We start from the raw sequence: 12354 nt of genomic DNA, 5'->3' as shown, positions 1-12354 counted from the left end.
GTCATGTCAGGACACCGCCGCGTTCTTGGTGGCTTCCCGCACCGCGATGGACTCGACACCGTACTTGGCGCAGATCCTGCGCAGCGTCCCGTCGTCGATGAGCGCCTGCACGGCCTTCTGGACCGCGTGGGTGAGGCCGGGCAGGCGTTTGGTGACGCCGATCCCGTTGGGGGTGGCCTCGTAGCCGCCGACCGCCTCGGGGTCGTCGACGACTTCGAAGGCCCGGCCGCCGTCGGCGGTCTCGGCGGTCCAGCCCGCGGCGGGCTTGGTCAGCAGGTCGGCTGCGACTTTCCGTGATCGCAGGGCCAGTTGGGCATCCGCCTCCTTCGGGAACGTCTGGATGGAGACGGGCTCCTTGCCGGCGTCCCTGCACGCGGCCTGATGGGCCTTGAGCACGTCCAGCTGGTGGGTGGCGGCCTCGGCACCTACCTTCTTGCCGCACAGATCGTCGAGTTCGGTGATGTGATGCGGGTTCCCCTCGGTGACGAGGATGCCCGAGCCGGACACGGAGTAGTCCACGAAGTCCAGGACCTGCTGGCGCTCCTTGGTGTCGGTCATGGCCGACATCACCGCGTCGAACTTGCCGGCCTGGATCGCCGGCACGATGCCGTCGAACTTCTGCGCGGTGAAGGTGAATCGCACCCCCAGCTTGGCCCCCAGCGCCTGCCCCAAGTCGTAGTCGAGCCCGGTCAGTTCGGGTTTGCCCTCGGTCGCGAACATCACGAACGGGGCGTACGGAACGTCGGTGGCGACCCTGACCGCACCGGCGGACCGCACGGCCGCAGGCAGGGCCGCGTGGAGCTTCGCATCGCGGGTGATGCGTACGCCGGTGATGGTGACGCCGGCTGCGGGCGCAGCGGTGTCGCTGTCGCCTGGGTCGCTGCCGCAGCCGGACAGCGTCGTGGCCGCTGTGATCAACAGTGCTGTGGCCGCAACTGCGCGGCGCCATGGGTGGGTGTGCAACACGGACCTCTTCTCGCGGAACTGCCGTGCGGTCGGTTCACCGCCGACGAACTTCCCGCACGTTACACATGGCGCCTTCATTCGTTCCACTGTAACGCCTGTTACGTATCAATAACGGCCTCGTCGAGCAGCGCTACGGTCTCCGAGCGGCAGACACATCAAGGCCACAGCCCCAACGAGCGAGCGGCCACCATCACCCATGTTTCAGATTGCAGAAGGCTCACTCGATGCGGAACAAGCATTACCGACACATGGCGACCTTGCGCGCGGAGCATCGAGCGGCTCGCGATGCACTCGATCCGCATCCATTCCGAAATATTTCGATGCACTTACGGCCGCTTTCGTACCGAGATCGAGCCTTGATCCACCGAAAAGTACGAACTGCTCCGCCGTTAGATGCGGATGACCCGGGTGATCCACGAAGCAAACCCGTACCTCCACCCGATGCACATGCCTCATTTCGGCAGACTTTCGTAATTCACGCATGCGACTGCGTCCACCAGGCGACTCAGAACACCCTCGCCGACACCATCGGAACAGCATCTGAGCAGGTCAAAGCCACCTCGTGTGCAGATTCCGCACTTTACCTCTTCGAAATATTTCGTAAATGCTGCGTTGACGTTACCCATCGTCGGGCGCATACTCTCCCTCGCTCCTTGCTTCACCGATCAACTCCCCGCCGCAGAACCGCCATTCGTCGGCGCGTCCGGAGGCGGAACACACAGCCCTGAACGGTCCATCCATCCCTGTCCGGGCGGTCCGCTCATTCCGTCCGGCAATCGGAAGAAGAGGTTGGTCAGTGATCGACAATTCCCCCCGAGGCTTCGAGCCCGAACGCCCGCAGTTCCGTGCCCGGGTCCGTAAGGCACTCACCCTCGGAACGGCCGGCGTCCTGGCCGCCGCCGGTGTCCTCTCGCTCGTCGGCAGCGCGAACGCCGCGAGCACACTCGGCGCCTCGGCCGCGGCCAAGGGCAGGTACTTCGGTACGGCGGTGGCCGCGAATCACCTCGGTGAGGCGCAGTACGCCTCCACGCTGGACACCGAGTTCAACGCGGTGACGCCGGAGAACGAGATGAAGTGGGACGCCGTCGAAGGCACCCGCAACTCGTTCAACTACTCCTCGGCCGACCAGATAGTCAGCCACGCCCAAGGCAAGGGGATGAAGGTCCGCGGCCACACCCTGGTGTGGTACTCGCAGCTGCCCGGCTGGGTGGGTGGCCTCGCCGCCGCCGACCTGCGTACGGCGATGAACAACCACATCACCCAGGTCATGACGCACTACAAGGGGAAGATCTACGCCTGGGACGTGGTCAACGAGGCGTTCCAGGACGGCAGCAGTGGCGCCCGCCGCAGCTCCCCGTTCCAGGACAAGCTCGGCAACGGCTACATCGAGGAGGCGTTCCGTACCGCTCGCGCCGCCGACTCGGGTGCCAAGCTCTGCTACAACGACTACAACACCGACGGTCAGAACGCGAAGAGCAACGCGGTCTACAACATGGTGAAGGACTTCAAGCAGCGCGGCGTGCCGATCGACTGCGTGGGGTTCCAGTCACACTTCAACAGCAACTCGCCCGTCCCCAGTGACTACCAGGCCAATCTGCAGCGCTTCGCCGACCTCGGCGTCGATGTGCAGATCACCGAACTGGACATCGAGGGCTCCGGCTCGGCGCAGGCCACCAACTACGGCAACGTGGTGAAGGCCTGCCTGGCCGTCTCGCGCTGCACCGGCATCACTGTCTGGGGCATCCCCGACAAGTACTCGTGGCGCAGCAGTGGCACCCCGCTGCTGTTCGACAACAACTACAACAAGAAGCCCGCGTACGACGCGGTGCTCGCCGCACTCGGCGGCAGCACCGGTGGCGGTACTCCTGGTGGCGGCACGGGCGGCGCCACCTGCACGGCGACCTACACCCGCACCGACTCCTGGAGTGACCGCTACAACGGGCAGGTGACGGTGAAGGCCGGAAGTTCCGCGATCACCGGCTGGTCGGTGCCGGTGACCCTGACCTCGCCGCAGAAGGTCTCCACGACCTGGAACGGCACTCCCAGCTGGGACACCAGCGGGAACGTGATGACCATGAAGCCGAACGGCAACGGCAGCCTGGCGGCCGGAGCGTCGACGACCTTCGGGTTCACCGTCATGACGAACGGCAGCACGGCGACGCCCTCCATCGTTGCCTGCACTGCCTCCTGATCAACCGTCGGTGACGGGCGCGCAGGGCGCGGCGTTTCCCGGTCGCCGCGCCTGAACCGTCGTACGGCGTCCTGCACCGCTGTACGGAACAGGGCGGGGTGCGGAATCGGCGGGCGGTTCCGCACTCCGGCTATCCCACGAGCGGCTGTCCGGCCTCCGTCGATGCAGGGACGGAGGCACCGGCCGGAGCGGGCACCGGGGCCGGCGCCGTCGACTCCCGTACGACCAGTCGCGGCCGGATGAGCAGGGAACGCCCGGCCACCGGGGCCGAGTCGATCCTGGCCCGCAGCTGCTGAAACGTCTCGGCTGCCATCTCCGGCAGCGGCTGGCGGACCGTGGTGAGCGGCGGTTCGAAGAGGTCGGCGAGCAGGATGTCGTCGAAGCCGACCACCGAGACGTCCTGTCCGGCGCTGCGCCCCGCGTCCTTCGCGCCCCGGCAGATCCCGATCGCGCACATGTCGTTGATGGCGACGAAAGCGGTGGGCGGGTGCGGTCCGGACAGGAGCTCCCGCGCCGCCTTGCGGCCCAGTTCGGCGGCATCCTTGTCGCTGAACTCGGTGGTGTCGGCGCCCGGCCAGACCACCGCGTCGGCCGGGTCGAGCCCCGCCGATTCCAGGGCGGCGCGGAAGCCGCGCAGTCGCTCGCGGCGGTTGACGCTGCTGACCGACCCGGAGACGAACGCCAGCCGTCGGTGGCCGAGTTCGATGAGATGACGCGTGGCGAGTTCGGCACCCATCGCGTTGTCCACGCTGATGGATGCCAGTGACGGCGGGTCACCCGCCTGGGCGGTGCGGTCGAAGGCGACCATTTTCAGACCGCGACTGAGCAGCGGTGCCACATGATCGAGCGACGGCAGCGAGGAACAGAGCACTACTCCGCTCACCCCGTCGGCGAGCAGCTCCTCGCCGTACTTGAGCTCGCGGGCCGGATCACGCTCACTGTTGCAGAGCAGTACGTGGTAGCCCTCGGCGAGCGCGATGGACTCCAACTCGCGGGCGAGCGACCCCCAGAAGGGGTTGGCGACCGACGGCACGATGAGACCGATGACTTTGATCCGGCCGGTGCGCAGCATCCTTGCCGCACGGTTGGGCCGGTAGCTCAGCTGGTCGATCGCCCGCTCGACTCGGGCCAGGGTGGTCGCCTGCATACGGTCCGTACGTCCGTTGAGGACGTTCGAAACCGTGCTCGCGGAAACCCCAGCAGCCTCCGCGACCTGATGGATCGTTACCCCGCTCATGCCACCTCCGGTTCGGAACCCATTCGACGATCCAGTGTACCGATTTACTGAACACTCTTCACCGGTACACCTGTTAACTCCCTTGAAAATTCTCGTGCATCAGCTGTTGACGTCTCTCTTGAGGCGTTCCTAGCATCAGTGCATCGATTTACTAGCGCTTCCCAGTAGTGGCCGGGTTGCCATCGCTGGATCGATCTACAGCTTCCACCTCCAGAGGGGTGTCCCATGGAACTCAACAGACGGTCGCTGCTCGCCGCAATCGGTGCGGGCGCCGCTGCCGCAGCGCTCGGCGGATGCGGTACCGGCACATCGACGGCCGGCTCCGCCGACGGCCCCGCCGAGGGCGAGATCACGCTGCTCACCCCGATCTACGAAGGCGCCGACGGCAAGTCGCTGCTGGAGAAGGAGATCCTCGGGGGTTTCAGGAAGAAGCATCCCAAGGTCAAGGTGAACGTCGACTACACCACGTACGCCCAGCTCAACGAGAAGATCACCACGGGCCTCGCGGGCGGGCTGTTGCCCGATGTACTGATGATGGGGGTCGGCTGGATCCCGCCGTTCGCCGCCAAGAAGGCGATCGCCGAGCTGCCGGAGAAGCTGGCCTCCGCGCACGACTACGAGAAGCGGGTGCTGGAGCCGTCGCGGTACGACGGCAGGCTGTACGCGCTGCCGGTCGTCCTCGACACTCGCATCGTCGTGTACCGCAAGGACCACTTCGCCGAGGCGGGAATCAAGAAGACTCCGGCCAACTGGGCCGAACTGCGGGCTGTGTCAAGGCAGTTGACGAGGGATGGTCACCTCGGTTTCGACCCGTTCTCGATCGATCTGCGCCAGTGCTGGGAGACGTTCCTCTTCGCCAACGGCGGCCGGCTCTTCAGCGCGGACGGCAAGAAGGTGCTGTTCAACAACGCCCGTGGGGTGGAGGCGCTACAGTTCTTCAAGGACCTGATCAAGGACGGCTCGTCGGACTACGCCAAGAAGACCGACCTCGGTGCTCCGTCGAACATCCAGACCGGCAAGGCGTCGATGATGATGTCGACCAGCGCCCTGTGGAATCAGCTGAAGGACACCAATCCGGAGCTGATCGAGGGTGACAAGGTGGGTGCGTTCATCCTCGCCAACCGCAAGCCGGCGATGCTTCAGGGCGGCACGCTCGTCTCCCAGTCCGCAAGCTCCAAGCACCCTGCCGCGGCCCGTGCGCTCGTCGAGCACCTCGCGACGCCCGAGTCGATCCTCGGCGCCGCCGAGCAGCGGGGCTCGGTGCCGGGGCTGAAGGACCTCAACGACACCAGCTACGTGAAGGAGAACAAGTTCGTCGATCTCTCTCTGCAGAGCATGGGCGATGCCTGCTCGGAGGGCGGCACTGCGGCCTGGATGGAGATACGCGAGAAGATCAAGCCGACGCTGGAGCCCGCGATCGTGGGCGGTCAGTCCGCGAAGGACGCCATCGCGGAACTCGGCCGGCTCGCCGAGGCCGCCATCGGCAGGATGTGAGGACCCGTCACTGTGGGAACGACATCCGTAGTGAAGGCCAGGCCCGCACGGCCGCCTTCCCCGCCTGAGAAGAAGACGGTGCCGAAGCGTACCGGCAGGGTCCCGACGGGTCCGGGGCGCCGTCGGCGCCGGGCCGGAATGCTGATGGTGGCGCCCGCCCTGCTGCACGCCTCGCTCTGGATCGGCCTGCCGGTCGTCGCCTCGGTGGTCCTGGCCTTCACGAAGTACGACGTGCTGACTGCGCCACAGTTCGTCGGCCTGGACAACTTCCGGGACATGCTGGACGACGCGGTCTTCCGAAAGTCCATCGTCAACACGGTCGTCTACACCTTCTTCACCGTGCCGTTCGGGATGGCGTTGGGGCTGCTGATGGCCCTGGCGCTGCACACCGGACTGCGAGCCCGCGGCATCTTCCGTACCGCGATCTTCCTGCCACAGGTGACGGCGACCGTCGCGATCGCACTGGTCTGGCTGTGGATCTACAACCCTGGCAACGGGCTGCTGAACGCGCTGCTCTCGTTCCTCGGGATCGACGGGCCGGCCTGGCTCTCGTCGACGACGTGGGCGATGCCCTCGGTGATCCTTGTCGGAATCTGGCAGGGCATCGGCATGAAGATGCTCATCTACCTGGCCGCACTGCAGTCCCTGCCGAAGGAGCTGTACGAGGCCGCTTCGGTGGACGGTGCTTCCAAGGTGCGGCAGTTCTTCTCGATCACGCTGCCGCTGCTGAAACCCGCCACGTTCTTCGTGCTCATCACGTCGATGATCAGCGCGTTCCAGTCCTTCGACCAGATCTACATCCTGACCGACGGCGGCCCCGCCAACAGCACCACGATGATGACGTACGAGATCTACAAGTCCGCCTTCCGGGAGTTCCGCGTCGGCTACGCCTGTGCGCAGTCACTGGTGCTGTTCGTGCTGCTCATGGGGTTCACCCTGGTCAACCGGCGGATCATGGGAGGCACCCGTGGCCACAGCTGAGCTGCAGAAGTCGAGCGCCCGGCCACGTCCCGCGCGTGGCCCGTCCACAATGGTCTCCGCCGGGCGGATCGCGCTCTACGTGACGCTGGCCGTCATCTCGCTGCTGATGGTGGTGCCGTTCATCTGGATGGTGCTCACCTCGCTCAAGACACCGGCGGAGATCGCCTCGCAAAACGCCGGACTGCTGCCGCAGCACTGGGAGTTCGGTAACTACCTCGACGCGCTGAAGGCGGCGCCGTTCGCCACGTACGCCCGCAACAGCTTCATCATCGCCATCAGCCACACGGTGCTCAATGTGCTGGTGGCGTCGATGGCCGGGTACTCCCTGGCCCGCATCAGGTTCCGTGGCAGCGAGGTCATCTTCTATCTCTTCATCGCCGCGCTGATGATCCCGACGTACACGAAGGTGCTGCCGGAGTTCCTGATCGTCCGCTTCATGCCGCTGGCCGGCGGGAACGACATCTTCGGCCAGGGCGGCAGCGGCTGGCTGGACTCCTGGTGGGCGCTGATCGTCCCCGGCGCCGTCACCCCGTTCGCCGTCTTTCTCTTCCGCCAGTTCTATCTGGACCTTCCGGTGGAGCTGGAGGAGGCGGCCCGGCTGGACGGGCTCGGCGAGTTCCGGATCTACGCACGGATCATGACACCGCAGGTCAAGCCCGCACTCACCACGGTGGCGCTGCTGACCTTCGAGTCGTCCTGGAACAACTTCCTCTGGCCACTGCTGGTGACCCGCACGGACAGCCTGCGGGTTATCCAGGTCGGGCTCTCCGTCTTCAAGACGGAGAACGGCACCCAGTGGCACTTCCTGATGGCGGGCACGACGCTCGCCACCCTCCCCATGGTCGTGCTCTTCCTCATCGGCCAGCGCTATTTCGTGCAGGGCTTCGCAACTGCCGGTCTCAAGTGACCGGTTCCGGTCCCGAGCGGCCGGTCATCGAAAGGGTTGTCTCCCATGTCTGCTGATCTCAACGGATCCCGCGCTCTGGTGACGGGAGCGGGGCACGGCATCGGCCGGGCCATCGCCGTCGCCCTCGCCGAGGCCGGCGCCGATGTCGCCGTCCACTACCACTCCTCGGCCGACGAGGCCGCGAGGACGGTCTCCGCCATCGAGGCGCTGGGCCGCAGGGCGAAGGCGTTCCAGGCCGATGTGACCGTGACCGCGGATGTCGACCGGGTCGTCGATGAAGCGACCGGGTTCCTCGGCGGACTGGACGTGCTGGTCTGCAACGCGGGCCATCTGATCGGCCGCACCACGATCGCCGAGATGACCGACGACCACTTCGACCGGGTGATGTCCACCAACCTGACGTCGACGTTCCGTACCGTGCGGGCCGCGCTGCCGCATCTGACGCAGTCGTCGGCCGGTCGCATCATCACCATGTCGTCGCTGGCCGCGCACAACGGCGGCGGCCCCGGTTCGGTGGCGTACGCGGCGGCCAAGGCCGGCATCCGCGGCTTCACCAAGGGGCTGGCCAAGGAACTCGGCGGTACCGGGATCACGGTCAACACCGTCGCCCCGGGTTTCATCAAGGGCACCGCCTTCCACGACACGTTCACCGCGCCGGCGGCGCAGCAGGCGATGGAGGCGGGCATCCCCGTCGGCCGGGCCGGCACGCCGGAGGACGTGGCCGCGGCCGTCGTCCACCTCGCGTCGCCGACGTCCGGCTTCCTCACCGCCACCACGGTGGACATCGACGGTGGCGTATGGCCGCGTTGAAGCGGATCGCCCGGGAGCGCGGCGGCTGGTGGCACGCGTACGTCTGCCCGGCACACGGGGTCGAGCTCGACCACGGTGATCTGCTCGCCGGGACCTTCCCGGACGGTGGTGCGCGGTGCGCGTACGGCTGCCGGGTGGACGACGAGGCGGTACGCGGCGCCTGGCTGGTGCTGTCGCACCAGGCGTGGGCGCGGCATCTGCGGATACTCGCCCACCGGGGTGAGCGGGCGGAGGCGGTGGCCCGGCTCGTCGAGTACGCCGGTCTGTACGCGGAGCTCGCCACCGAGCGGCACGGCGAGGCACAGGCCTGGATGCTGCGCGGCCGGCTCTTCCACCAGGCGCTGACCGACGCCATCTGGGCGGTCAACATCGGACACACCGTCATCTCACTGGCCGAGGAATCCGCGGACGGTCTGGCAGCGGTGCTGCCGCTCCTCGACGATCTGGAGCGGGCGGCGCTGGACGCCCGGGATGTGCTGACGGGACAGGGACACCTCGCTTCCAACTACACGGCGTGGCTCAACGCCGCAGGTGTGGCGGCGAGTCGTGGCGCGGCCGCGGCCCGCGGTCAGGAGTGGGAGGGTGCGAAGATATGGCTCGACGGCGACCACGGGCTGTACGCGCATCTGCGCGTCGCGGTCGCCGACGACGGCTGGGAGTGGGAGGGCAGCACCTACTACCACGGGTTCGTGCTGCGGGCCGCGCTGCTGGCGCTGCGCTCCACGGATCCGGCGGCCATTCCGTCCGATGTGGTCGACGTACTCGCCGGAATGACGGATGTGCTGGCGACCGTCGCAACACCCGGCGGCGTTCTCCCCGCACTGCACGACGGCCCGTATCTGCGCCGTCCGCTCGCCCTGGAGTGGCTCGAGCTGGTGGCACTGGCACAGCAGTTGGTGCCGTCCTCGGCCCTGGAGGCGGTGGCGGCGTGGGCCCGGTCCGAACTCGGCACGCACGACGACGGACTGGACCGGGCGCTGGGCGGCTGGTTCGCGGGCCCGCCGCTGCCGGAGCGTCCGGCGCCGGGTCGGGTCACTGTGTTCCGCGCGACCGGATATGCGGTGCTGCGCGGGGCAGGGATCCATGCGCTGCTGGACTTCGGTCCGCACGGGGGCTCGCACGGACATCGCGACAAGCTGTCGCTGTATCTGTACGGGGACACCGCCCCATGGCAACCCGATCCCGGTCAGGTCCCTTATGGCCACGCCGAGTTCCGTGATCTGTACGCGTCCACCGAGGCGCATCCCGCCTTCCGGGTGGACCGCGCCGAACAGGCGGAGTGCACCGGGAAGCTGCTCGATTCGGACGGCGCCTCCGTCCGCGCCGAGGTGACCGAAGCTTACGAAGGTGTGCGCGCGGTACGGCGGATCACGGTCGGTGACGGCTACCTCGTCGATGTGCTGACGGTCACGGCGGAGGACTCCAGACAGTTCACCGAGCAGCTGCGCCCCGGCGTCGCGCTGGACGTCCAGCTGCAGGCCGGCGGCCCCGTACGCACCACGTGGTACGGCGACGAGACGCTGCACGGCTGGCACACGCACACCGCCGGCGTACCGGTCCGTCCGGTCACCCGGCCGGGCCCCGGCCCGGCCGACGATCCGCAGCGGATCTGCACCCGGGTCGACTTCACTGCGCAGACGCAGCGGGTCACGTTCGCCTCGGTGTACCAGGCGTCGTCGGCGGGGCCCCCCGTCACCCACGTACAGCTGGGCGGTGACGGGCTGACGGTGGGTCTGGCCGACGGCAGCACGGCGTGGTTCCGGACGGAGGACTGAATCGTGTTGCTCTCGGCGACCCCGCCGCCCGGTCCGCGCCCCGCCCAGCAGGCGCGGTTGTACGAGGAGGCCGCCCGCCTGCGCGGCCTGACCCCGCCCCGCACCCACCCTCTGGCCAGCATCACCTGGCTGGGTCCCGCCGCGTCCAATCCGGCGCTGGCCCACCGGGTCGGCGGCGATCCGGCCCATCTGGCGGAGAGCCGTCGCTGGATCGAGGCGGCGGTCCGACTGCCGCACTGGGGCAAGGCCCATATGCCGGACCACGACCTGGACGCCGGCTGGCTGCTGCACCATCTGTCGCTCGCCCATCGGTGGATCGGTGACGATCTGCCGGACGGGCTGCGGGCGCTGCTCCGGTACAAACTGCTGCTCCAGGGGCGGCGGATGTACGAGTTCGCGGTGGCGAGCGAGGGCGGCTGGTGGTCGTCGTCGTACTGGCAGAACCACAACTGGATCTGTTACGCGGGGCTGGCGACGGCCGGGTACGTGCTGGGCAAGGAGGAGTGGACCGAGCGCGCCAAGGAGAACCTCGGTACGGTCCTCGATCTGATGCCGGAGGACGGCTCGCACGCCGAGGGGGTCGTCTACTGGCGATACGGTGTGCCGTTCCTGGCGATCCATCTGGATCTCCTCCAGGAGGCGGAAGGCATCGACTGGTGGGACCGGGGCGGTTTTCTCTCCCGTACGTTCCACTACCGGCTGCACCAGACCGCCCCCGGCTTCGCCCGCAATGTCGACCACGGCGACTGCCACGACCGGCGCAGCGGGCACAGCGCCGCCCTGTACTACCGCCTGGCCGCCCAGTACGGCATCCCGGAGGCTCAGTGGATGGGCGATCTGGCGTCGGGCGAGCTGCTCTGGCAGGAGGCGTCGGAGAGCGGGGTGCGACCGGGGATCCTGCCGGAGGCCCATCTCGAATACCTCTGGTACGACCCGTCCGTGCCGGCCACGCGGCCCACCGGGACCCGGGCGTTCTTCCCGGATCTGGGGCTGCTGGCGGCGCGTACGGGATGGGACGACGATGCCACGTTCGTCTCGTTCAAGGCGAGTCCGGGCGGCGGTCACAAGGCGTGGGAGACATCTGCGAAGCACCGGGCCGAACGGGGCTGGGAGACCCTCAACCAGGGGCACCATCACCCGGACTCCGGTTCCTTCGTGATGGTCTCGCAGGGTGAGTTCCTTGCGATCGACGAGGGGTACAGCAACCGCAAGCGGGCCGCGCACCACAATCTGCTGCTGGTGGACGGGCAGGGTTACGCGGACGAGGACCGGTACCACGTCTACAAGGACCTTCCGTTCGAGCGGCAGGCCCGGCAGCGCGATGTGCTCGTCGGCGACGAGTGCGGCTGGGTGCACGCGACAGCGGAGATCGCCGCGATGTACGACCCGGGGCTCGGGGTGCGACGGCTCGACCGGACGCTGGTGTTCACCCCGTCGGGGCGGCTGGTGCTGCTCGACCTGGCGGAATCGGAGCCGGGCGAGGGGCGGGAATGGACGTTCCTCCTCCAGACCGACCGGCCCACCGAGCCGCAGCCGGACGGTACGCGGCTGATCCGGTCCGGCTCGGCCGTGGCGGGGGTACGGCAGTTCGCCCCGCTCGACGCATCGGTCGCCTCGGAGGTCACCGAGGTCGAGGCCAATCCGACGTCCAGCACACCGGAATTGCGTCTCACCCGCACACTGCACACTCTCCGGTCGACATCCTCGCGGTCCGTCCACGGGCTGTTCCTCACGGCGATCACGCCCGGTGCGGCGGACCCGGGCGAGCGGGCCGAGTGCACGGACGGGCACGGCGTCACCTTCCACGGCGAAACGGTGCTGCTCTCCCCCGTCGCGCGCCGGATCCGTACCGCCGCTGTGTCCGCCGATGCCGCGGCCGTGCTCCTCCGCGACGACGCCCACGCACCGTACGTCGTCGCGGCCACGCGGCTGGAGCTGAACGGACGCGTGCTCCTCGATGTCCCGGAGCCGTACACAGGAAAGGTCGGCTGAC

Annotated in this window: 9 protein-coding genes; 7 read left to right on the top strand and 2 right to left on the bottom strand. The window is 67.9% G+C overall.

All coding sequences use genetic code 11. The annotated features are described in order from the left end of the window. Nucleotides 1-6: 6 nt before the first annotated feature. Nucleotides 7-966, bottom strand: coding sequence for an ABC transporter substrate-binding protein (locus tag OHB49_RS39880; RefSeq protein ID WP_329165819.1), 960 nt, complete (start codon nt 964-966; stop codon nt 7-9). 796 nt (nt 967-1762) lie between these two features. Here OHB49_RS39880 and OHB49_RS39875 point away from each other — a divergent pair. After that, nucleotides 1763-3157 carry an endo-1,4-beta-xylanase gene (locus OHB49_RS39875; protein ID WP_329165818.1) on the top strand — a complete coding sequence of 465 codons (1395 nt, stop codon included), beginning with the start codon at nt 1763-1765 and terminating at the stop codon, nt 3155-3157. Between the two features lie 130 nt (nt 3158-3287). On the opposite strand, the gene OHB49_RS39870 is transcribed toward OHB49_RS39875, so the two are convergent. Next, entirely contained in the window at nt 3288-4394 is a 1107-nt protein-coding gene (locus tag OHB49_RS39870) for a LacI family DNA-binding transcriptional regulator (protein WP_329165817.1), read from the bottom strand. A 225-nt stretch (nt 4395-4619) separates the two neighbouring features. On the opposite strand from OHB49_RS39870, the gene OHB49_RS39865 reads away from it, so the two are divergent. The 6 genes from OHB49_RS39865 to OHB49_RS39840 all read left to right on the top strand — a co-directional run bounded on the left by OHB49_RS39865 (nt 4620) and on the right by OHB49_RS39840 (nt 12353). After that, a complete protein-coding gene (locus OHB49_RS39865; protein WP_329165816.1) occupies nt 4620-5888 on the top strand; it encodes an ABC transporter substrate-binding protein in 1269 nt (422 codons plus the stop codon). Nucleotides 5889-5966: 78 nt separating this feature from the next. Next, nucleotides 5967-6869, top strand: a complete 903-nt coding sequence (locus OHB49_RS39860; protein ID WP_329165814.1) for a carbohydrate ABC transporter permease — start codon at nt 5967-5969, stop codon at nt 6867-6869. Beyond that, the gene (locus OHB49_RS39855) at nt 6856-7776 is read left to right on the top strand and encodes a carbohydrate ABC transporter permease (RefSeq protein ID WP_030975325.1); all 921 of its coding nucleotides are present in this window, start codon (nt 6856-6858) and stop codon (nt 7774-7776) included. The genes OHB49_RS39860 and OHB49_RS39855 overlap by 14 nt, the downstream gene beginning before the upstream one ends. A gap of 45 nt (nt 7777-7821) precedes the next feature. Continuing rightward, nucleotides 7822-8586: an SDR family NAD(P)-dependent oxidoreductase gene (locus OHB49_RS39850; protein ID WP_030975323.1), complete on the top strand. Its 765-nt coding sequence runs from the start codon at nt 7822-7824 to the stop codon at nt 8584-8586. Then, on the top strand, nt 8574-10361 hold the full coding sequence (locus OHB49_RS39845; RefSeq protein ID WP_329165812.1) for a heparinase II/III domain-containing protein: 1788 nt from the start codon (nt 8574-8576) through the stop codon (nt 10359-10361). The genes OHB49_RS39850 and OHB49_RS39845 overlap by 13 nt, the downstream gene beginning before the upstream one ends. Nucleotides 10362-10364: 3 nt before the next feature. Then, nucleotides 10365-12353, top strand: a complete 1989-nt coding sequence (locus tag OHB49_RS39840) for a hypothetical protein (RefSeq protein WP_329165811.1) — start codon at nt 10365-10367, stop codon at nt 12351-12353. Nucleotide 12354: the final 1 nt, after the last annotated feature.

Source organism: Streptomyces sp. NBC_01717, from assembly GCF_036248255.1.
Lineage (GTDB): Bacteria > Actinomycetota > Actinomycetes > Streptomycetales > Streptomycetaceae > Streptomyces.
The sequence above is the reverse complement of the archived record's forward strand: the minus strand, read 5'-3'. Positions and strand labels throughout refer to the sequence as shown.